Consider the following 24709-nt stretch of genomic DNA (forward strand, 5'->3'; position numbering starts at 1 on the left):
GAGTCGCAGGTGGTGGTGGCGGATGTGCGGTGGGATCGGTTTGTGCCGTCGTTCACGGCGTTGCGTCCGTCGCGCCTGTTCACCGACATCCCCGAAGCGCAGCCCGCACAGGCCGAGGAGACGCCGAAGAGCGAGGACCGCGGCGCCGCGTCGGCGCTGCGCGAGCGCCTCGCCGCCGCTTCCGGGCCGGAGCGCGACCGTATCCTGCTCGACCTGGTCCGCAGCACCGCCGCGGCGGTGCTGGGACACGCCACGCCGAGCGGGATCAGGCCCGCCCGCGGCTTCCTCGAACTGGGCTTCGACTCGCTCACCGCCGTCGAGCTGCGCAACCGGCTGACCGCCGCAACGGGCATCGGACTGCCCGCCACCCTCGTCTTCGACCATCCCACGCCGAACGCGCTCGCCGGTCACCTGCGGGCCGAGTTGGCGCCCGAGCAGCCGGCGTTGCCGATCGTGGCCGAGATCGAACGCCTCGACAAGCTCCTCGGCGGGCTGCCGGGCGACCAGGTCGACGACGCGGTCGTCGGTCGGCTGGAGGACCTGGTGGCCAGGTGGCGGGGCCGACCCGCCGCCACCGCACCGGCGCCGGCCGCCACGCAGGAGTTGGAGTCGGCGAGCCGGGACGAGCTCTTCGACATCATCCAGCGGGAGTTCGGCAAGTCCTGAGCGGACACTGCCCGGCCCCGGGCAGGACGGGCCGGGGGAAGGGACACCCGACATCGCCGGACGCCTGACCGGCGATGTCGGGCAGGCGCGGCTGCCTAGGGGTGCACGGACCCCGTCTAGGGGTGTGCCGGTGCGGGCCGGGCTCCGTAGGGTCGGAGCCCGTCAGGCCGTCTCGCCCTGCCCACCGGCAGCCGAGCGGTACGGATGTGGGTGCGTGCGGTACCCCGGATGGACGGGAGGTCCGCATGGCCGGATCCGGCCTGCCTCAGTTGCTCGCCATCAGTGACCTGCACGTGGTCCACGCGGAGAACAAGGCCATCGTCGAGCGGCTGCGGCCGGAGCGCGACGGCGACTGGCTTATCGTCGCCGGCGACGTCGGGGAGTTCGTCGCCGACATCGAGTGGGCGCTGGGACTGCTCAGCAACCGGTTCGCCAAGGTGATCTGGGCCCCTGGCAACCACGAGCTCTGGACCCCCCGCGAGGACCCGATCCAGCTGCGGGGAGACGCGCGCTACCAGCACCTGGTGGAGCTGTGCCGCAGGCTCGGGGTGGTGACTCCGGAGGACCCGTACCCCGTCTGGGACCCGCAGGGCGACGACCCGGTCCTGATCGCGCCGCTGTTCCTGCTCTACGACTACAGCTTCCGGCCCGCCGGGACGTACACGAAGGAGCAGGCCCTGGCGCGGGCCCACGAGGTCGGCGTGGTCTGCACCGACGAGATCCTGCTGCATCCGGACCCGTACCCGACGCGCGACGCCTGGTGCCGGGCGCGGCTGGCCCTGACCGAGCGCCGGCTCACGGCGGAACGCAACGGGCTGCCCACCGTCCTGGTCAACCACTTCCCGCTCGTCCGCGAACCCACCCGGATCCTGCGGTACCCGGAGTTCGCGCAGTGGTGCGGCACCGAGGCCACCGCTGACTGGCACGTCCGGTTCGACGCCCGCGTCGCCGTCTACGGCCACCTGCACATCCCGCGCACCACCTGGTACGACGGGGTCCGCTTCGAAGAGGTCTCGGTGGGCTACCCACGGGAGTGGCGTCGCCGCTCGACGCCTCCGGGGCGGCTGCGCCGCATCCTGCCGGCGGTCGCCGGACAGCCCGTCTGAGCGCCGTCGCGATGCTGGTCACCGCTTTGTCCGGGACCCGCCGCGACGGCCCTCACGGGCCGGTCGATCAGGGGTTCTCTAGGGGTTGGGCGCGTGATGGGCGCTCAGTACCGTCCAGTCACGGTGGCGGGCATGTGTCGGCGGGACGGCCCGGCGTGGCGGGCGCCTGAGCAGGCACGACAACCGGAATCAGGAGCGGGTGTCGGGATCGTTGGCCGGACGGCCATGTCTCCACCCACCTGTGCACGAAGCCGGTCCGTCGGCGGTGGTGTGGTCAACGAATCGGCAGATTCCGATCGATAGCAAGCTCTGGGCGGGTGGGTCATGGCGGACGAAGACAAGCTCCTCGAACACCTGAAGTGGGTGACCTCCGAGCTCCGCCTGGCGCGCCGGCGCCTGACCGAGCTGGAGAACGAGGACGCCGAGCCGATCGCGATCGTCGGCATGGCCTGCCGGTTCCCCGGCGGGGTCGCCTCGCCGGAGGACCTCTGGGACCTCGTGGCGGGCGGCGTGGACGCCACCGGCACGTTCCCCGACGACCGGGGCTGGGACCTCGACGGGCTCTACGATCCCGACCCGGACCACCCCGGCACCACCTACAGCAACCGGGGCGGCTTCCTGCGCGACGCCGGCCTGTTCGATCCGACCCTGTTCGGCATCTCGCCACGCGAGGCGCTGGCCATGGACCCGCAGCAGCGGCTCCTGCTCGAGGTGACCTGGGAGGTCTTCGAGCGGGCCGGCATCGACGCCGCGTCGGTGCGGGGCAGCCGTACCGGGGTGTTCGTCGGCACCGCCGGGCAGGACTACACCTCGGTGCTGCGGCAACTGCCCGAGGGCACGGAGGGCTACGTCCTCACCGGCACGGCCGCCAGCGTCATGTCCGGCCGGCTGGCGTACTCCTTCGGGCTGGAGGGCCCGGCCGTCACGATCGACACCGCCTGCTCCTCGTCGCTGGTCGCCCTGCACCTCGCCGGTCAGGCCCTACGCGACGGCGAGTGCTCCCTCGCCGTGGCCGGCGGCGTCACCGTGCTCGCCACGCCCGGCGCCTTCGTCGAGTTCTCCCGCCAGCGTGGGCTCGCCTCCGACGGCCGGTGCAAGGCCTTCTCCGCCGACGCCGACGGGACCGGCTGGTCCGAGGGCGTCGCCATGCTGCTCGTCGAGAAGCTCTCCGACGCCCGGCGCAACGGTCACCCCGTCCTGGCGGTGATCCGGGGCAGCGCCGTGAACCAGGACGGCGCCAGCAGCGGCCTGACCGCCCCCAACGGCCCCTCGCAGCAGCGGGTCATCCGGCAGGCGCTGGAGAACGCCCGGCTCAGCCCGTCCGACGTGGACGTGGTCGAGGCGCACGGCACCGGCACCCGGCTCGGCGACCCGATCGAGGCGCAGGCGCTGCTCGCCACGTACGGGCAGGGACGCTCCGCCGACCGGCCGCTGTGGCTGGGGTCGCTGAAGTCGAACATCGGCCACCCGCAGGCCGCCGCCGGCGCCGGCGGCGTCATCAAGATGGTGATGGCGATGCGGCACGGCGTGCTGCCGCCCACCCTGCACGTGGACCGGCCGTCCCCGCACGTCGACTGGTCGACGGGGGCCGTGTCCCTGCTGGACGGGGCGCGCCCCTGGGCGGGCGGCGACCACGTCCGCCGGGCCGCCGTGTCGTCCTTCGGCATGAGCGGCACGAACGCCCACCTGATCCTGGAACAGGCCCCGGCCCCCGACCCGGCTGCCGACGAGGCCACGCCGTCGCGCCGTCCCGTCGTCGCGCCGGTGCTGCTCTCCGCCGCGCAGCCCGCCGCGCTGTCCGCCCAGGCCGACCGGCTGGCCCGCTGGCTGGGCGACGACGAGGAGCCGCGCCCGCTCGACGTGGCCTGGTCGTCGGTGGTGTCCCGCTCGACGCTCGACCGGCGTGCGGTGGTGCTCGCCGAGGACCGCGCGGGCCTGCTGGCGGGCCTGGAGTCCCTGGCGGCGGGAGCGCCGTCGGGCACGGTGGTCACGGGCCAGGCCGGGGACCGGGGTCCGCTGGCGGTGCTCTTCTCCGGCCAGGGCGCGCAGCGCGCCGGCATGGGCCGGGAGCTGTACGCCGAGTTCCCGGTCTTCGCCGCCGCGCTGGACGAGGCGTGCGGGCACCTGGACCGGGTGCTGCCGCGCCCGCTCAAGGAGGTGCTGTTCGCAGCCGAGGGTTCCGCCGAGGCGGAGCTGCTGGACCAGACCGCGTTCACCCAGGCCGGGCTCTTCGCCGTCGAGGTGGCGCTGTTCCGCCTGGTGGAGTCGTTCGGCGTGGTGCCGGACTTCGTGGGCGGGCACTCGATCGGCGAGATCGCCGCGGCGCACGTGGCCGGGGTGCTGTCCCTCCAGGACGCCTGCCTGCTGGTGGCGGCGCGGGGCCGGTTGATGCAGGCGCTGCCCGACGGCGGCGGCATGCTCGCCGTGGCCGCCGACGAGGCGGCGGTGGTCGAGTCGATCGCCGGGCTGACCGACCGGGTCGGCGTCGCGGCGGTGAACGGCCCGACCTCGGTCGTGGTCTCCGGCGCCGTCGACGCCCTCGACGAGCTGGAGCGGGCCTGGCGGGACCGGGGTGTGCGTACCCGCCGGCTGACCGTCAGCCACGCGTTCCACAGCCCGCTGATGGAGCCGGTACTGGAGCGCTTCCGCGGCATCGTCGAGCGGCTGGACTTCGCCGCCCCCGCGCTGCCGATCGTGTCGAACCTGACCGGGGCGCTCGCCGACGCCGACGAGATCCGCACCGCCGACTACTGGGTGCGGCACGTGCGGGAGGCGGTGCGCTACGCCGACGGGATCGTGGCCCTGCGGGACGCGGGGGTCGACACGTTTCTGGAGATCGGCCCGCAGAGCGTGCTGACCGCGATGACGGCGGACGCCCTGCCCGACGACGACGTGCTGACCGTCGCCGCCCAGCGCCGGGACCGGCCACAGGCGCAGGCGCTGCTGGCGGCGCTGGCCGAGCTGCACGTGCACGGTGTGCCGGTGACCTGGCAGGAGTGGTTCGCCGACACCGGGGCGCGGCGGGTGGAGCTGCCCACGTACGCCTTCCAGCGGGAGCGGTTCTGGCCCGAGGTGGTGCCGTGGCGCGTCGGCGACGTGTCGGGTGCCGGCCTGGGCGTGGCGGGGCACCCGCTGCTCGGCGCCGCGGTGCGTCTCGCCGGTGACGACGAGGTGGTGCTGACCGGCCGGCTGTCGGCGTCGACGCACCCGTGGCTGGCGGACCACGTGGTCGGCGGTTCCGTCGTGGTGCCGGGCACCGCGCTGGTCGAGCTGGCGGTGCGCGCCGGCGACGAGGTGGGCGCGTCGCGCGTACGGGAGCTGACCGTGGCGGCACCGCTGGTGCTGCCGGAGTCCGGTGCGGTACGCGTGCAGGTGCGCGTCGGCGCGGCCGACGACTCCGCCGTCCGGTCGGTGTCCGTGTACTCCCAGCCCGAGGACGACGACGACACCGAGTGGACGCGGCACGCCGACGGTGTGCTCGAACCGGTGTCGGCCGACGAGCCGGGCGTCGGCGCGTGGCCGCCGGCGGGCGCGACCGAGGTGGACCTGGCCGGCTGGTATCCGGCGCTGGCGGAGCACGGCCTGTCGTACGGGCCGGTGTTCCAGGGCGTGCGGCGGGCCTGGACGGCCGAGGGTGAGGCGTACGCCGAGGTGGCGCTGCCGGACGGCGCGGCCGGCGACGCGGGCGCGTTCGGGGTGCACCCGGCGCTGCTGGACGCCGCCCTGCACCCGGTGGCGCTGCTGCTGGCGGCGGAGCCGGCGGGCGGGCCCCGCGTGCCGTTCGCGTTCGAGGGCGTGCAGGTGCACGCCTCGGGCGCGAGGATGCTGCGGGTGCGGCTGACCCGGGACGGCTCCGGGGTGCGGCTGGTCGCCTGCGACGGCTCGGGCGCGCCGGTGGTGTCGGTGGACTCCCTGGTGCTGCGGGAGATGACCGCGACGGCGACCCGGGGCGGCGCCGCCCGGTCGCTGTACGAGGTGACCTGGCAGGCCGAGCAGATCGACGGCGTCGACGACCTTCCGGGGTGGGCGGCGCTGGGCCGGCCGGCATCGGACGCGCTGCCGCAGGTGCCGGTCTTCGCGGACGTGGCGGCCCTGGCGGCGGGCGGGGCCACGGCCCGGCAGGTGCTGCTGACGGTGCCCGCCGGCGAACCCGGCGTCGCCGTGCCGGAGGCCGTGCGGACGGTCACCAACGGTGTGCTGGACATGCTGCGGTCCTGGCTCGACGCCGAGCCGCTGGCCGACACGAAGCTCGTGGTGGTGACCCGGGGCGCGGTGGCCGCCGGGGACGACGACCAGGTCACCGACCTGGCCGCCGCCGCCGTCTGGGGCCTGCTGCGCTCGGCGCAGTCGGAGCACCCGGGGCGGATCGTCCTCGCCGACGTCGAGGGCGAGTTGACCCCCGCGACCCTCGCCGTGCTGGCCGGGGCTGCCGTCGACCCGTCGGTCACCGGCGGCCAGCTCGCGGTACGCGGCGAGCGCACCCTCGTGCCGAGGCTGGCGCGGCCGGTGGGCGACGAGCTGACCCCGCCGGCCGGGCCGTGGCACCTCGCCCCCGTCACTCCCGGCACCCTGGACGGGATCGGGCCGGTGCCGGCCACGCCCGGGGCGCTGGACGCGGGCCAGGTGCGCGTCGCGGTGCGCGCGGCCGGCGTGAACTTCCGCGACGTGCTGATCGGCCTGGGCATGTACCCGGATCCGGCGGCCGTGATGGGCAGCGAGGGTGCGGGTGTCGTGGTCGAGGTCGGCCCCGGCGTGACCGACCTGGCGCCCGGCGACCGGGTGATGGGCATGTTCGAACTCGGGTTCAGCCCGCAGGCGGTCGCCCACCGGGAGCGCATCGCCAAGATGCCCGCCGGCTGGTCCTTCACCCAGGCGGCGTCCGTCCCCCTGGTCTTCCTGACCGCGTACTACGCGCTGCGCGATCTGGCCGGGCTGCGGTCCGGCGAGTCGGTGCTGATCCACAACGGCGCCGGTGGCGTCGGGATGGCCGCCATCCAGCTCGCCCACCACCTCGGCGCCACCGTCCACGCGACGGCGAGCCCCGGCAAGTGGGGCGTGCTGCGGGGCCTGGGGGTGGCGGGGGAGCGGATCGCGTCGTCGCGGACCACGGAGTTCGAGCAGGTCTTCGGCGCGGCCACCGGCGGTGCCGGGGTGGACGTGGTGCTCGACGCGTTGGCCGGTGAGTTCGTCGACGCGTCGTTGCGGCTGCTGCCGCGCGGCGGCCGGTTCGTGGAGATGGGCAAGGCCGACGTGCGCGACCCGGAGGGGGTCGCCGCCGACCACCCGGGCGTGACGTACCGGGCGTTCGACCTGAACGAGGCGGGCAGCACCCGCATCGGCGAGATGCTCACCGAGATCCTCGACCTGTTCCAGCAGGGCGCGCTGCGTCCGCTGCCCGTACGGGCGTGGGACGTGCGCCAGGCCCGGCAGGCGCTGCGGCACGTCAGCCAGGCCCGCCACATCGGCAAGGTCGTCCTGCGGGTGCCCGCGCCCGCCGACCCCGACGGCACCGTGCTGCTCACCGGCGCGGCCGGGACCCTGGCCGGCGTACTCGCGCGGCACCTCGTCGCCACCGGCCAGGCCCGCCGCCTGCTGCTGGCCTCCCGCCGCGCACCCGGCCGGGACGACGCGTACGCCACCCTGGTCCGGGAACTGACCGACGCGGGCGCCGACGTCACCGCCGTGGCCGTCGACGTCAGCGACCCCGCGCAGGTCACCGAGCTGGTCGCCGGGATCGACCCGGCGTACCCGTTGACCGCGGTGGTGCACACCGCCGGCGTGATCGCCGATGCGACCATCGGTTCGTTGGGCGAGTCCGCCCTGCGTACGGTGCTGGCGCCGAAGGTGGACGCCGGCTGGGCGCTGCACGAGGCGACGGCGCACCTGGACCTGTCGGCGTTCGTGCTGTTCTCGTCGGTGGCGGCCACCCTCGGTTCCCCGGGGCAGGGCAACTACGCCGCCGCGAACGCGTTCCTCGACGCCCTCGCCCAGCACCGCCGCCAGCAGGGGCTGCCCGCCACCAGCCTCGCCTGGGGCATGTGGGCCACCGACAGCACGATGACCGCGCACCTCGACGGCGACGACCAGCAGCGGCTGCGGCGGGTCGGGATGAGCCGGCTCTCCCCGGCCGAGGGCGCCGAACTCTTCGACGCCGCCCTGCCGGCGGTGCAACCGGTCGTCGTCGCGGCCCGCCTCAACGTCACCGGCGAGGCGAGCGGCGTACCGCCGCTGATGCGGCACCTGCTGCGCGGCGGCGGCCGACGCCGCACCGCCACCGACCGGCCGAGCACCGGGGCGTCGTGGCGAGAGCGGCTCGACGGCCTGTCCGAGGCGGACGCCCGCCAGGCGCTCGTCGACCTCGTCTGCGGCCAGGCCGCCACGGTGCTGGGGCACGCCTCGGCGCAGGCGGTCCCCGCCGCCCGCGCCTTCAAGGACCTGGGCTTCGACTCGCTGACCTCGGTGGAGCTGCGCAACCGGCTGGGCGCCGCCACCGGGCTACGGCTGACCGCCACGCTGGCCTTCGACCACCCCACCCCGGCGCGGCTCGCCGAGCACCTGTACGCGCAGCTCGGCCGGGCCACCGGCGCCGGCACCACCGTCCGTACCGTCGTCACCGCCGACGCCGACGAGCCGATCGCCATCATCGGCATGGCCTGCCGCTACCCGGGCGGCGTCGCCACCCCCGAGCAGCTGTGGCAGCTCGTCACCTCCGGCTCCGACGCGATCGGCGGCTTCCCCACCGACCGCGGCTGGGACCTCGACCGGCTGTACGGCACCGACGGAGACCAGGCCGGCGGCACCGTCACCGACCAGGGCGGCTTCCTCTACGACGCGGCCGACTTCGACGCCGGCTTCTTCAACATCAGTCCCCGCGAGGCCCTCGCCATGGACCCGCAGCAGCGGCTGCTGCTGGAGACCGCCTGGGAGAGCTTCGAGTACGCCCGCATCGACCCCGCCACGCTCGGCGGCACCGCCACCGGTGTCTTCATCGGCGCCGCCTCCTCCGGCTACGCCACCAGCGGACGCGACGACCTGGACGGCCTCGAGGGACACCTGCTCACCGGGACGGCGGGCAGCGTCGCCTCCGGGCGGGTCGCCTACATGTTCGGCCTCGAAGGCCCGGCGGTCACCGTCGACACCGCCTGCTCCTCGTCGCTGGTGGCGCTGCACCTCGCCGCCCAGGCGCTGCGTGGCGGCGAGTGCGACATGGCCCTGGCCGGCGGGGTGGCGCTGATGGCGCAGCCCGGCATGTTCTCCGAGTTCTCCCGGCAGGGCGGGCTGGCCCCGGACGGGCGGTGCAAGGCGTTCGCCGCCGGGGCCGACGGCACCGGCTGGTCCGAGGGCGTGGGCATGCTGCTCGTGGAGCGCCTCTCCGACGCCCGGCGCAACGGGCACCGGGTGCTCGCCGTGCTGCGCGGCTCCGCGGTCAACCAGGACGGCGCGTCCAACGGGTTGACCGCCCCGAACGGCCCGTCGCAGCAGCGGGTGATCCGGCAGGCCCTGGAGAACGCGCGGCTGAACCCGGCCGACGTGGACGCCGTCGAGGCGCACGGCACCGGCACCGTCCTCGGCGACCCCATCGAGGCGCAGGCGGTGCTGGCCACCTACGGGCAGGACCGCGCCGACGCCGAGCCGCTCTGGCTCGGCTCGATCAAGTCGAACATCGGCCACTCCCAGGCCGCGGCCGGGGTGGCCGGTGTGATCAAGATGGTGCTGGCGATGCGGCACGGCATGCTGCCGCCGACCCTGCACGTGGACGAGCCGTCGCCCCACGTCGACTGGAGCGCCGGGGCGGTCGCCCTGCTCACCGAGGCCCGGCCGTGGCCGGCGGTGCAGCGCCCGCGCCGGGCCGCCGTGTCGTCGTTCGGCATCAGCGGCACCAACGCGCACACCATCATCGAACAGGCGCCCGACGAGCCGGCCCCGGCGACGACCTCGCCGGCGGGGGACCTCCCCGGCCTGGTCGGCCCCGCCGCCGTACCCCTGCTGGTCTCCGGCCGCAGCCCCCGCGCGCTCGGGGCGCAGGCCGCCCGGATCGGCGACCGGCTGGCCGGCGACGCCGACCTGGACCTGCGCGACCTCGGGTTCTCTCTGGCCGCCCAGCGGGCGCACCACCCGTACCGGGCGGTCGTCGTGGCCGCCGACCGGGACGACGCCGCCGCCCGACTGGCCGCCCTCGCCTCCGCCGACGGCACGCCGGCCGGCGCGGACACGGCGTCGAAGGTCGTCTTCGTCTTCCCCGGCCAGGGCTCCCAGTGGGCGGGGATGGCGCTGGACCTGCTGGAGACCTCGCCGGTCTTCCGGCAGCGGATGGGGGAGTGCGCCGAGGAGCTGTCCCGGCTGGTGGACTGGTCCCTCACCGACGTGCTCCGGGAGGCGCCCGGCGCGCCGCCCCTGGACCGGGTGGACGTGGTCCAGCCCGTGCTCTTCTCCGTCATGGTGTCCCTCGCCCAGCTCTGGCGCTCGTGCGGCGTCGTGCCGGCCGCCGTCGTCGGGCACTCCCAGGGTGAGATCGCCGCGGCCTGCGCGGCCGGCGCGCTGACCCTCGCCGACGCGGTACGGCTCGTCGTGGCGCGCAGCCGTGGCCTGCTGGCCATCTCGGGCCGGGGCGGCATGGTCTCCGTCCCGCTGCCGGCCGCCGACACCGAGCAGCTCATCGCGCAGTGGCGGGGCACCCTCTCCGTGGCCGCCCTCAACGGCGCCGCCGCGACCGTGGTCTCCGGTGACGCGGCGTCGGTCGCCGAACTGCTCGCGCACTGCGCCGAGCGGGACATCCGGGCCCGCGCGATCGCCGTCGACTACGCCTCACACTGCGACCACGTCGACGCCGTACGCGACGACCTGGTGGCCGCGCTCGGCACGGTCGACTCCCGCTCGACCGGGGTGGCCTTCCACTCGACGGTCACCGGCGAGCCGATCGACACCGCCGAGCTCGACGCGGGCTACTGGTACCGCAACCTGCGGGAACCGGTCCGGCTCGCGCCGGTGCTGGACCAGCTGATCGACCAGGGCTTCCGGGTCTTCGTCGAGGTCAGCCCGCACCCCGTGCTGAAGGTGGTGCTCCAGGACGCGCTGGAGAAGGCCACCGGCGCCGTCGACGCGGGCGTCGTGGTCGGTTCGCTGCGCCGCGACGAGAACGGGCCGCACCAACTCCTGACCGGGCTCGGCGACCTGCACGTCGCCGGGGTGCCCGTCGACTGGGCGGCGGTGTTCGCCGGCTCCGGCGCCACCGGCGTCGACCTGCCGACGTACGCCTTCCAGCGGGAACGGTTCTGGCCGGCGGTGGACCACTCCGCCGGCGGCGACGTGTCGGGCGCGGGCCTCGGGGCGGCGGGACATCCGCTGCTCGGCGCAGCGGTACGCCTCGCCGGTGACGACGAGGTCGTGCTGACCGGCCGGCTGTCGGTGTCGACGCACCCGTGGCTGGCCGACCACGTGGTCGGCGGCGCGGTGCTGGCGCCGGGCACCGCCCTGGTGGAGCTGGTGGTGCGCGCCGGCGACGAGGTGGGCGCCTCGCGGGTACGCGAGCTGACGGTGGCGGCGCCGCTGGTGCTGCCCGCCGCCGGTGCCGTCCGCGTGCAGGTGCGCGTCGGCGCGGCCGACAGCTCCGGCGTCCGGTCGGTGGCGGTCCACTCGCAGCCCGACGGCGACCCGGAGGCCGAGTGGACGCGGCACGCCGACGGTGTGCTGGAGCCTGCCGCCGACGAGCCGGAGGTGGGCACCTGGCCGCCCGCCGGGGTGCCCGAGGTGGACCTCGCCGGCTGGTATCCGGCGCTGGCGGAGCGGGGCCTGACCTACGGCCCGTCGTTCCAGGGGCTGCGCCGGCTGTGGGCCGCCGGCGACCACGCGTACGCCGAGGTGGCGTTGCCGGACGAGGCGATCGCCGACACCGACCGGTTCGCCGTGCACCCGGCGCTGCTGGACGCCGCGCTGCACCCCGTGGGGCTGCTGCTGGCGGACCGCTCCGGCGGGCCGCGGGTGCCCTTCGCCTTCGAGGGCGTGCAGGTGCACGCCTCCGGGGCCCGGGTGCTGCGGGTGCGGTTGACCCGGACGGGTTCCCGGGTGCGGCTGGTGGCCGGCGACGAGTCGGGCGCGCCCGTGGTGTCGGTGGACGCGCTCGCGTTGCGGGAGATGACCGCGTCCACCGGCCAGGACCCCGCCGAGCGGGCGCTGTTCGAGGTGACGTGGCAGCCCGAGCGGGTCACGCCGGCGCGCGACGTCACCGGCTGGATGCTGCTCGGCGACGCCGAGGTACCGGCGGAGCTGTCCACGCCGGCCTTCCCGACCGTCGACGACCTGGTCACGGCGATCTCCGGCGGCGTGGTCGAGGCGCCCCGCGCGCTGGTGCTCCCGGTCCGGGCGGACACACCGGACGCCGGGCTGCCCGACCTGGTGGGCACGGTCACCGCCCAGGTGCTGGACGTGCTGCGGTCCTGGCTGGACGCCGAGGCCCTGGCCGACACCAAGCTGGTGGTCCTGACCCGTGGCGCGGTGCTCGCCGCACCGGCCGACGCGCTGCGGGACCTGGCCGGCGCGACGGTCTGGGGCCTGCTGCGCTCGGCGCAGTCGGAGCACCCCGGACGGATCGTCCTCGCCGACGTCGACGGCGCGCTCACCCCGACGGTCCTCGCGGTGCTGGCCGCGGTGGCCGAGGACCCGTCGGCCACCGGCGGCCAGGTGGCCGTACGCGGCGACGAGGTGCGCACCCCGCGCCTGGGCCGGCCCACCGGCCCGGCCGCCGAGGAACTCGTCGCGCCGGCCGGGCTGTGGCAGGTCGGCGCCGTGAGCCCCGGCACCCTCGACGGGATCGGCATGGTGCCCGCCACGCCCGTCGCCCTGGACGCGGGCCAGGTGCGCGTCGCGGTGCGCGCGGCCGGCGTGAACTTCCGCGACGTGCTGATCGGCCTGGGCATGTACCCGGATCCGGCGGCCGTGATGGGCAGCGAGGGTGCGGGCGTCGTGGTCGAGGTCGGCCCCGGCGTGACCGACCTGGCGCCCGGCGACCGGGTGCTCGGCATGTTCGAGCCGGCCTTCGCCCCCGAGGTGGTCGCCGCCCGCGACCTCGTCGCGAAGATCCCCGACGGCTGGTCCTTCACGCAGGCCGCGTCGGTGCCGGTGGTGTTCCTGACCGCGTACTACGCGCTGCGTGACCTGGCCGGGCTGCGGTCCGGCGAGTCGGTGCTGATCCACAACGGCGCCGGTGGCGTGGGCATGGCCGCCATCCAGCTCGCCCGGCACTGGGGCGCGACGGTCTACGCCACCGCCAGCCCCGGCAAGTGGGGCGTGCTGCGGGGCCTGGGGGTGGCGGGGGAGCGGATCGCGTCGTCGCGGACCACGGAGTTCGAGCAGGTCTTCGGCGCGGCCACCGGCGGTGCCGGGGTGGACGTGGTGCTCGACGCGTTGGCCGGTGAGTTCGTCGACGCGTCGTTGCGGCTGCTGCCGCGCGGCGGCCGGTTCGTGGAGATGGGCAAGGCCGACGTGCGCGACCCGGAGACGGTCGCCACCGACCACCCCGGCGTCAGCTACCGCGCGTTCGACCTCAACGAGGCCGGACACCCGCGGATCGGGGAGATGCTGACCGAGATCCTCGACCTGTTCCAGCAGGGCGCGCTGCGTCCGCTGCCCGTACGGGCGTGGGACGTGCGCCAGGCCCGGCAGGCGCTGCGGCACATCAGCCAGGCCCGCCACATCGGCAAGGTCGTCCTGCGGGTGCCCGCGCCCGCCGACCCCGACGGCACCGTGCTGCTCACCGGCGCGGGCGGCGCCCTCGCCCGGGTGTTCGCCCGGCACCTCGTCGCCACCGGTCAGGCGCGGCACCTGCTGCTGGCCTCGCGCCGTGGCCCCGAGCACTACCAGGACCTGGTCGAGGAGCTCACCCGGGCCGGTGCCCGGGTCACCGCCGGCACCGCCGACGTGACCGACCCCCGGCAGGTGACCCGCCTGCTGGAACTGGTGGACCCGGCGCACCCGCTGACGGCGGTGGTGCACACCGCAGGCGTGATCGCCGATGCGACCATCGGTTCGTTGGACGAGTCCGCCCTGCGTACGGTGCTGGCGCCGAAGGTGGACGCCGGCTGGGCGCTGCACGAGGCGACGGCGCACCTGGACCTGTCGGCGTTCGTGCTGTTCTCGTCGGTGGCGGCCACCCTCGGTTCCCCGGGGCAGGGCAACTACGCCGCCGCGAACGCGTTCCTCGACGCCCTCGCCCAGCACCGCCGCCAGCAGGGGCTGCCCGCCACCAGCCTCGCCTGGGGACTGTGGGCCACCAGCAGCGCGATGACCGCGCACCTGCACGGCAACGACCACCGCAAGGCGATCCGCGCCACCAGTGCCCCGCTGACCGACCAGCAGGGCGTCGCGCTCTTCGAGGCGGCACGGCAGCGCGGCAGCGCCCACCTCGTACTCATGAACCTGCCGCCGGCGACCGCGCGCCCGGCCGGCGGCACCGTGCCCAGCCTGCTGCGTGACCTGGTCCGCGCCTCCGCTCCGGCCCGCCGCGCGGTGGGTCGGGGCACGGCGGACACCGCGTCGGTACGGGACCGCCTGGCGATGCTCAGCCCGGCCGAACGGCGCAACCACCTGCTCGACCTGGTGGCCACGAACGTGGCCAGCGTGCTCGGGCACCGCTCCGCGGAGAACGTCGACCCCCACCGCGCCTTCAAGGAGCTGGGCTTCGACTCGCTCACCTCCGTCGAACTGCGCAACCGGCTCTCCGCCGCGACCGGGCTGCGGCTGCCCGCGACCGTGGCGTTCGACCACCCGGCCCCCGCGGTGCTCGCCGACTTCCTCGACCGGGAACTGGGCGGCGGATCGGACGCCGCCCGCCCGGCCGCGGTCGGCACGGCCGCGGCGCTCGACGAGCCGATCGCCATCATCGGCATGGCCTGCCGCTTCCCCGGCGAGGTGCAGACCCCCGAGCAGCTCTGGCAGGTGGTCACCGCCGGCGCCGACGTCATCTCGCCGTTCCCCACCGACCGGGGCTGGGACCTGGACGACCTGAGGGCCAGCGGCGGGGACGACACGTCCGTGCCCCGCCAGGGCGGCTTCCTGCACGACGCCGCCCAGTTCGACGCCGCCTTCTTCGGGATCTCGCCCCGGGAGGCGCTGGCCATGGACCCGCAGCAGCGGTTGCTGCTGGAGACGTCCTGGGAGGCCTTCGAACGGGCGGGGATCGACCCGCACTCGGCGCGGGGCAGCAGCACCGGCGTCTACGTCGGACTGATCTACCACGACTACGCCTCCCAGGCCGCCGGAACGACCGACGAGGTGGACGGCTACGTCGGCAACGGCAGCGCGGGAAGCGTCGCCTCGGGACGCATCTCGTACCTGTTCGGCCTCGAAGGTCCCGCGGTCACCGTCGACACCGCCTGCTCGTCGTCGCTGGTCGCGCTGCACCTGGCCACCCAGGCGCTGCGGCAGGACGAGTGCCGGCTCGCGCTCGCCGGCGGGGTGAGCGTGATGTCCACCCCCGGCATGCTGACCGAGTTCTCCCGGCAGCGCGGCCTGTCGCCCGACGGCCGGTGCAAGGCCTTCGGCGCGGGCGCCGACGGCACCGGCTTCGCCGAGGGCGTCGGCATGCTCCTGCTGGAGCGCCTCTCCGACGCGCAGCGCAACGGCCACCGCGTCCTCGCCGTCGTGCGGGGCAGCGCGGTGAACCAGGACGGGGCCAGCAGCGGCCTGACCGCGCCGAACGGTCCCGCGCAGCAGCGGGTCATCCGGCAGGCGCTGGCGAACGCCCGGCTGACCCCGGGCGACGTCGACGCCGTCGAGGCGCACGGCACGGGCACCGCGCTGGGCGACCCGATCGAGGCGCAGGCCCTCCTGGCCACGTACGGGCAGGACCGGCCGCAGGACCGGCCGCTGTGGCTCGGTTCGATCAAGTCGAACATCGGTCACGCCCAGGCGGCGGCGGGCGTCGCCGGGGTGATCAAGATGGTGTTGGCGATGCGGCACGGGGTGCTGCCGCCGACCCTGCACGCGGACGAGCCGTCGCCGCACATCGACTGGACCGCCGGCTCGGTGGCCCTGCTCACCGGCGCCCGGTCGTGGCCGGCCGTCGACCGGCCGCGCCGGGCCGCGGTGTCGTCGTTCGGCATCAGCGGCACCAACGCGCACACGATCATCGAACAGGCGCCGGAGTTCGTCCCGCCGCCCGCCGGGGGGCCCGCGACGTCCCCCGTCGACCTCGTGGCGTGCGTCCTCTCGGCCCGCGACGACGCCGCCCTGCGCGAGCAGGCACGCCGGCTGCGGGCCCTGCTGGACGACGAGCCGGACCTGACGCTCGCCGAGGTCGCCCACGCGCTCGCCACCCGCCGCACGGCCTTCGAACACCGCGTGGTGCTGCTGGCCCGGGACCGCGACGACCTGCTCACCGCCCTCGACGCGGTGGCCGACGACCAGCCCTCGGCCGCCGTCGTCCACGGCGTGGCCCGCGGCGGACGCACGGCGATCCTCTTCTCCGGCCAGGGCGCCCAGCGCCCCGGCATGGGGCGCGAGCTGTACGACGCCCACCCGGTCTTCGCCGCCGCCCTCGACGAGGTGTGCGGGCACCTGGACCAGCACCTGCCCCGTCCGCTGCGCGAGGTGCTGTTCGCCGAGGCGGGCACGCCGGAGGCGGAGCTGCTGGACCAGACCGTCTTCACCCAGGCCGGGCTGTTCGCCGTCGAGGTGGCCCTGTTCCGGCTGGTCGAGTCGTTCGGCGTCCGGGCGGACCTGGTGGCCGGGCACTCGATCGGCGAGGTGGCGGCCGCCCACGTCGCCGGGCTGTTCAGCCTCGCCGACGCCTGCGCGCTGGTGGGGGCCCGTGGCCGGCTCATGCAGGCCCTGCCGCAGGGCGGCGGGATGCTCGCGGTCGGCACCGACGAGCAGGCCGTCGTCGAGTCGTTGGCCGGGCTCACCGACCGGCTCGGCGTCGCGGCGGTGAACGCCCCGACCGCCGTGGTGGTCTCCGGCGAGGTCGGGGCCCTCGACGAGGTGGAGCGGACCTGGCAGGACCGGGGCGTACGCACCCGCCGGCTGAACGTCAGCCACGCCTTCCACAGCCCGCTGATGGAGCCGATGCTGCGCGAGTTCCGGCAGGTGCTCGACGCGATGACGTTCCACTGGCCGACCCTGTCGATCGTGTCGAACCTGACGGGCGAGGTCGCCGACCCCGACGAGATCGGCACCCCCGACTACTGGGTCCGGCACGTGCGCGAGACCGTCCGGTTCGCCGACGGGGTCGCCAGCCTGCGTACGCGCAACGTCCGGGTCTTCCTCGAACTGGGCCCCGACGCGGTGCTCGCCGGCATGGTGCGCGGCTGCCTGCCCGACGACGGCGACACCCTCCCGGCGGCCGTCGTGGCGAGCCTGCGCCCGGGCCGCCCGGAACCTGTGTCGCTGATGAACGCGCTGGCGGAGCTGCACGTGCACGGCGTGCCGGTCACCTGGACCGACCTCCTGCCGGGCACCGCGACCCGCCCGGTGGACCTGCCGACGTACCCGTTCCAGCGGCAGCGGTTCTGGCCGGCGGTGGGGCGGCTGCGGGCCGGTGACGTCAGCGGCGCGGGCCTCGGTGTGGCGGGGCACGGCCTGCTCGGCGCGACGGTGGACCTCGCCGGCGACGACGAGGTGGTGCTGACCGGCCGGCTGTCGCTGGCCACCCACCCCTGGCTGGCCGACCACGTGGTCTCGGGCGTGCCGCTGGTCCCCGGCACGGCGCTGGTGGAACTGGCCGTGCGCGCCGGCGACGAGGCGGGCGTGTCCCGGCTGCGTGACCTGGCGGTGCTGACGCCGCTGGTGCTTCCCGACGCGGGCGCCGTGCGGATCCAGGTCCGGGTGTCGGCGGGCGAGGAGTCGCAGCGTCCCGTCGCCGTCTACTCGCGCCCCGACGACGACCCCGAGGCGGGCTGGCTCCAGCACGCCGAGGGTGTGCTGGAGCCGGCGACGGCGGACGAGCCGAGGACGGGCACCTGGCCGCCGGTCGGCGCGACCGAGGTCGACCTGGCGGGCTGGTACCCGGCGCTCGTCGCGCGCGGCCTGGCGTACGGGCCGGTGTTCCAGGGGCTGCGACGCGCGTGGGTGGGCGACGGCGAGGTGTTCGCCGAGGTGGTCCTGCCGGACGACGCGGTGGCGGGCATCGACCGGTTCGGGGTGCACCCGGCGCTGCTGGACGCGGCCCTGCACCCGGTCGCCCTGCTGCTGGGCGAGGAGCCGGGCGGGCCACGGGTTCCGTTCGCGTTCGAGGGCGTGCAGGTGCACGCCGCCGGTGCCAGCGTGCTGCGGGTCCGGTTGTCCCGCAGCGGCGCCGGCGTGCGGCTGATGGCGTGCGACGAGGTGGGCGCACCGGTGGTGTCGGTGGACTCCCTCGTCCTGCGTGAGCTGGCCGGCACGGCCACGGCGGGTGTGGCGTCCCGGTCGATGTTCGAGGTGGTCTGGCAGGCGGAGGAGACCGAACCGGTCGACGACGTGTCGGGTTGGGCGGTGCTGGGCGGTCCGGCCCTGCCGGGCGTTCCCGGCGGTCCCTCCGCCGAGACGATCAGGCAGCTGCTGGCCGCGATCGACACCGGCACCGCGCCGCCGCGCCGACTGCTGTTCACGCCGACCGGGCCGGACGCCGGCGACGCCGACGCGGCGCAGCGGGCCCGGGCCATGACGGCGGACGTGCTGGGCCTCGTGCAGGCGTGGCTGGCCGCCGACGTCCTGGCGGATTCGAAACTGGTGGTGGCCACCCGACGCGCCGTGTCCGTCGCCGACGAGGACCAGGTGACGGATCCGGCCGCCGCGGCGGTGTGGGGTCTGCTGCGCTCGGCGCAGTCGGAGCACCCGGGCCGCATCGTCCTGGCCGACGTGGACCGTGGCGTGAACCCCGGCGTGCTGGGCACGCTGACCCGCTACGCGGCGGACCCGACCGGCGGCCAGGTGGCCGTCCGTGGCGGCGAGGTCTTCGTGCCGCGTCTGGTCCGTGCGGTGGTACCGGCGTCGACGCAGGCGCCGGCCTTCGGTGACGGCGTGGTGCTGGTGACCGGCGGTACGGGTGCGCTCGGGGCGCTGGTCGCGGAGCACCTGGTGTCGGCGCACGGCGTGCGGTCGCTGGTGCTCGTGTCGCGGCGCGGTCCGGAGGCCGAGGGTGCCGGCGAGCTGACCGGGCGGCTGACCGCGCTGGGCGCCGACGTGCGGATCGTCGCCTGTGACGTGACCGACCGGGACCAGGTGTTCGGCCTGGTGGCGGAGATCGGCGCCGAGGGTCGCCTGGCGGGTGTGGTGCACACGGCCGGTGTCCTGGACGACGGTGTCGTGGAGGGGCTGACGGCGGAGCGGCTGGCCGGGGTGTTGGCGCCGAAGGTGTCGGCCGGGTGGTTCCTGCACGAGGCGACGGCGTCCCTCGCGCCGGATCTGGACGTGTTCGTGGTGTTCTCGTCGGTGGCGGGGGTGCTGGGTTCGCCGGGTCAGTCGGCGTACGCGGCGGCCAACGCGTTCCTGGACGGGCTGGCGGTGTGGCGGCGCAAGTCGGGCCTGCCCGCGGTGAGCCTGGCGTGGGGCATGTGGGACACCGCCGGCATGGCCGCCTCGATCGGTGGCGTCGAACGGGCCCGGTCGGCACGTGCCGGCCTCCGGGGCATGAACGCCCGGACCGGTCTGGAGCTGTTCGACGCCGCCCTGGGCGCCGACCGGCCGGCCCTGGTGCCGGCCGTGATCGACGTGCCCGCGCTGCGCGCGGCGGCCTCCGGCGGGATGGTGCCGCCCATGCTGCGGGTCCTCATCGGCACGGCGAACACCCGCCGCCAGGCGGGCAAGGGCGGTGACGGCTGGGCCGACCGGCTCGCCAGGCTCAGCGAGGAGAACGGCCTCACCGAGGTGGACCAGCTGGTGCGGGGTCTCGTCGCGCAGGTGCTGGGGCACGGCGGCGCCGAGGCGGTGCCGGCCGACCGGGCGTTCCGCGAGCTGGGCTTCGACTCGCTGACCGCCGTCGAGCTGCGCAACCGGGTCAACGGCGCGACCGGTCTGCGGCTGGCCTCGACCCTGGTGTTCGACTACCCGACCCCGCAGGCCCTGACCGCCCACGTGTACGCGGAACTGGTCGGCGAACGGCTCGCCGCCGTCGTCTCCGACGAGCCGACCGCCGGCGACGCCGACGAGCCGATCGCGATCGTGGGCATGGCCTGCCGCTACCCCGGCGGCGTCCAGTCACCCGAGCAGCTGTGGAAGCTGGTCAGCACCGGCGGGGAGGGCGTCGGCGAGTTCCCGGCCGACCGCGGCTGGGACCTCGACACGCTCTTCCACCCCGATCCGGACCACCCCGGGACGTCGTACACCCGGCACGGCGGTTTCCTGTACGACGCCGGCGCGTTCGACCCCGCGTTCTTCGGCATCTCGCCGCGCGAGGCCCTCGCGATGGACCCGCAGCAGCGGTTGCTGCTGGAGGCGTCGTGGGAGACGTTCGAGTCCGCGGGGCTGGACCCGTCGCGGCTGCGCGGCAGCCGGACGGGCGTCTTCGCCGGCGTGATGTACCACGACTACGCGAACCGGCTCATAGAGCTGGCCAGCGAGGTCGAGGGCTACGTCGGCACCGGCAACTCGGGCAGCGTGCTGTCGGGTCGGGTGGCGTACACGTTCGGGCTGGAGGGCCCGGCGGTCAGCGTCGACACGGCGTGCTCGTCGAGCCTCGTGGCGCTGCACCTGGCGGTGCAGGCGTTGCGTAGCGGTGAGTGCGATCTGGCGCTGGCCGGTGGTGTGACGGTGATGGCGACGCCGGGGACGTTCATCGAGTTCTCGCGGCAGCGTGGCCTGTCGGCCGATGGCCGGTGCAAGTCGTTCGCGGCGTCGGCCGACGGCACCGGCTGGTCCGAGGGCGTCGGCGTGCTGCTCGTGCAGCGGCTCTCCGACGCCCAGCGGGAGGGTCGGCGCATCTACGCGGTCGTGCGGGGCACGGCGGTGAACCAGGACGGCGCGTCCAACGGGCTGACGGCGCCGAACGGTCCGTCGCAGCAGCGGGTGATCCGGCAGGCCCTGGCGAATGCCCGCCTGTCTCCGGCGGACGTGGACGCCGTGGAGGCGCACGGTACGGGCACGACGTTGGGTGACCCGATCGAGGCGCAGGCGTTGTTGGCGACGTACGGGCAGGAGCGTCCGGGGGATCGGCCGCTGTTGTTGGGGTCGGTGAAGTCGAACATCGGGCACACGCAGGCGGCTGCCGGTGTGGCCGGTGTGATCAAGATGGTGCTGGCGATGCGGCACGGCCTGGTGCCGGCGACGCTGCACGTGGACGAGGCGTCGCCGCACGTGGACTGGACGGCCGGGGCGGTGGCCCTGGCTACGGAGCCCACCCCGTGGCCGGCGGTGGATCGGCCGCGTCGGGCGGCGGTGTCGTCGTTCGGCATCTCCGGCACGAACGCGCACGTGATCATCGAGCAGCCGCCCGCCGAGCTGGTCGAGGGCGAGATCGTCGCCGGGAACGTACCGCCGCTGGTGCCGGTGCTGCTGTCGGCCCGCGACGGCGCGTCGCTGGCCGCGCAGGCTGGCCGCTGGGCGAGCTGGCTGGCGGCCGACGGCGGCGTACGCCCGCTGGACGTGGCGTGGTCGAGCGTGGTGTCCCGGTCGGTGCTGGAACATCGTGCGGTGGTGGCCGGGACGGGCCGCGACGAGTTGCTGGCGGGCCTCGCGGCGTTGGCGGCGGGTGAGCCCTCCGGCGGGGTCTTCGCGGGCCCGGGCGGGCCCCGGGGCCAGTTGGCGCTGGTGTTCTCGGGTCAGGGCGCGCAGCGCGCCGGCATGGGCCGGGAGCTGGCCGAGGCGTTCCCGGTGTTCGCGGCTGCCCTGGACGAGGTGTGCGGACACCTCGACCCCCTGCTGCCGGGTGCGCTGCGGGAGGTGCTGTTCGCCGAGGCGGGTACGGAAGAGGCGGACCTGCTGGACCAGACCGTCTTCACGCAGGCCGGTCTGTTCGCGGTCGAGGTGGCGCTGTTCCGCCTCGTGGAGTCGTTCGGGATCGTGCCCGACATGGTGGCCGGCCACTCGATCGGCGAGGTGACGGCCGCGTACGTGGCCGGGGTGCTGTCCCTGGCCGACGCGTGCGCCCTCGTGGCCGCGCGGGGTCGGTTGATGCAGGCGCTGCCGGCCGGTGGCGGGATGCTGGCCGTGGCCGCCTCGGAGGAGGCGGTGGCGGAGTCGATCGCCGGGCTGGCCGACAGGGTCGGTGTCGCGGCGGTGAACGGGCCGACGTCGATCGTCGTGTCCGGCGCGGCGGAGGCCCTCGACGAGATCGAGCGCGACTGGCGGGACCGGGGCGTGCGCACGCGTCGGCTCGCGGTCAGCCACGCGTTCCACAGCCCGCTGATGGAGCCGATGCTCGACGAGTTCCGGGCGGTCCTGGCCGGGCTGACGTTCGCCGCGCCGGCGCTGCCGGTCGTGTCGAACGTGACCGGCGCGCTCGCCGACGCCGACGAGATCCGCACGGCCAACTACTGGGTGCGTCACGTCCGGCAGGCCGTCCGCTACGCCGACGGGGTCACCGCCCTGCGGGCCGCCGGGGCGGACACGTTCCTGGAGATCGGCCCGCAGAGCGTGCTGACCGCGATGGCGGCGGACATCCTGCCGGACGACGACGACGTCCTGTCGGTCGCCACCCAGCGTCGGGACCGGTCGCAGGCCCAGGCGCTGCTCGGCGCGCTGGCGGAACTGCACGTGCACGGCGTGCCCGTGACCTGGCAGGAGTGGTTCACCGACAGCGGGCCGCGGCGGGTCGACCTGCCGACGTACACCTTCCAGCACCAGCGCTACTGGCCGGAACCGGCGAACAGGCCGCGTACGAGGACGACCGACAGCGTCGACGCCGACTTCTGGGCCGCCGTCGAGCAGGGCGACCTGAGCGCCCTCGCCACGCAGTTCGGCGACGACGGCGCCGCCCTGGACGCCCTCACCCCGGCCCTGCCGGTCCTGTCGACCTGGCACCGCGCGCGTACGCGACGGGCGGTCGTGGACGCGTGGTCGTACCGGGTCGGGTGGAAGCGGGCCGACATCACCGCCGAGCCGGCGCGCCCCGGCGTGTGGCTGCTCGTGACGGCGGAGGACGACCTGACGGACGGCACCCGCGCGGAGGCGGTCACCAAGGCCCTCGCCGAGGTCGGCGCCGACGTGGTCCGGCTGACCGTCGACCCGGTCGGCACCGACCGGGCGGAACTCGCCCGCCGGCTGGCCGACGCGCTGGCCGACGGGCCCGTCACCGGCGTGCTGTCGCTGCTCGGCCTCCGCGACCAGCCGCACCCCGCCCACCCGGCCGTACCGGTCGGGACGGCCGCCACGCTGCTGCTGCTCCAGGCCCTGCACGACACCGGGGCGACGACCCGGCTTTGGTGCCTGACCCAGGGCGCGGTCAGCACCGGCGACGGGGACGCGGTGCACGGCGTCGCCCAGAGCGGGCTGTGGGGCCTCGGGCTCGTGGCGGGCCTGGAACACCCCCAGCTCTGGGGCGGACTGGTGGACCTGCCCGAGCAGGTCGACGCGACGGCGTGGGACCGGCTGGCGCGGGTGGTGACCGGCGCCGGCGACGAGGACCAGCTGGCCGTACGCCCCTCCGGGGTGTTCGTCCGCCGCCTGGTCCGGGCGGCACCCGCCGCCCCCGACACGGCGGAGCGGTGGCGGCCGTTCGGCACGGTGCTGGTCACCGGTGGCACCGGCGCCCTGGGCGCCCACGTCGCCCGGTGGGCGGCGGCCAACGGCGCCGCGCACGTCGTGCTGACCAGCCGCCGGGGCGAGCGCGCCCCGGGGGCGGTGGAGCTGCGCGAGGAGCTGACCGCACAGGGCGTACGGGCGTCGGTCGTGGCCTGCGACGTGGCCGACCGCGACCAGGTGGCGGCACTGCTGGCCCGGCTCGACGAGGACCCCGCGCCGTTGACGGCCGTGGTCCACGCGGCGGGCGCCGGCGAGCCCGGCCTGATCGCCGACACCGACCTGGCCGCGTTCGCCGGGGTGCTCGACGGCAAGGTCGCCGGCGCGGTGCACCTGGACGCGCTGCTCGCCGACCGGACGTTGGACGCCTTCGTGCTCTTCGCCTCCATCGCCGGGGTGTGGGGCAGCGGCGGGCAGTCCGCGTACGCCGCCGGCAACGCCTTCCTGGACGCGCTCGCGGAGCAGCGTCGCGGGCGGGGCCTGCCGGCGACCTCCGTGGCCTGGGGGCCGTGGGCCGACGGCGGCATGGCCACCGGCGAGGCCCAGCAGGCGCTGGCCCGGCGCGGCCTGACCGCCATGGCACCGGCCGACGCCGTGCACGCCATGCGGTACGCCGTCGGCCTGCCCCGGGCGGCGCTGACCGTGGTGGACGTCGACTGGGCGGTCTTCGCCCCGGCGTACGCCCTGGCCCGCCCCCGGCCGCTGCTCGACGACATCGCCGAGGCCCGCGAGGCGCTGCACGCCCAGGCCGGGCAGCAGCAGCCCGGCGGGGCCGTCGACGCCCTGCGGGAGCACCTGCTCACGCTGCCCCGGCCCGAGCGGGTCCGGCACCTGGTCGACCTCGTCCGCACCCACGCCTCCGCCGTGCTCGGCCACTCCGGCACGGACCGGGTCAAGCCGCAGCGCGCCTTCAAGGAGCTCGGGTTCGACTCGCTGACGGCGGTCGAGCTGCGCAACCGGCTGACCGGGGCCACCGGCCTGTCGCTGCCCGCGACCCTCGTCTTCGACTACCCGAACCCGGCCGTGCTCGCCGAGAACCTGCTCGACGGCCTGCTGCCCGAGGGGGCACAGGCGGACGGCGGCGACCCGGCGGAGGCGGCCGTCCGGCAGGCGCTCGCGGCGATCCCGCTGACCCGCCTGCGGGAGGCCGGGCTGCTGGACCTGCTGCTCAACCTCGCCGACGCCGACGGCGGCGACGGTGCCGAGTCCACCGACGAGGACCTGGACCTCGACGACCTCGACACCGACGCCCTCGTCAGGCTGGCGCTTGACGGAACCGATTCCTGACCGTTGTC

3 protein-coding genes are annotated in these 24709 nt (G+C 75.7%); all 3 read left to right on the plus strand.

Features of this window, described 5'->3' with window-relative positions; genetic code table 11:
• Window positions 1-666, plus strand: a 666-nt coding sequence (locus tag EV374_RS29695; RefSeq protein ID WP_486486034.1) for an acyl carrier protein, incomplete at its 5' end; no start/stop codon positions are given.
• Window positions 667-911: 245 nt separating this feature from the next.
• Window positions 912-1772: a metallophosphoesterase family protein gene (locus tag EV374_RS29700; protein ID WP_132240469.1), complete on the plus strand. Its 861-nt coding sequence runs from the start codon at window positions 912-914 to the stop codon at window positions 1770-1772.
• 363 nt (window positions 1773-2135) lie between these two features.
• The gene (locus EV374_RS29705) at window positions 2136-24701 is read left to right on the plus strand and encodes a type I polyketide synthase (RefSeq protein WP_486486035.1); all 22566 of its coding nucleotides are present in this window, start codon (window positions 2136-2138) and stop codon (window positions 24699-24701) included.
• The last annotated feature ends 8 nt before the right edge of the window (window positions 24702-24709 follow it).

The organism is Micromonospora sp. CNZ303 (assembly GCF_004345505.1).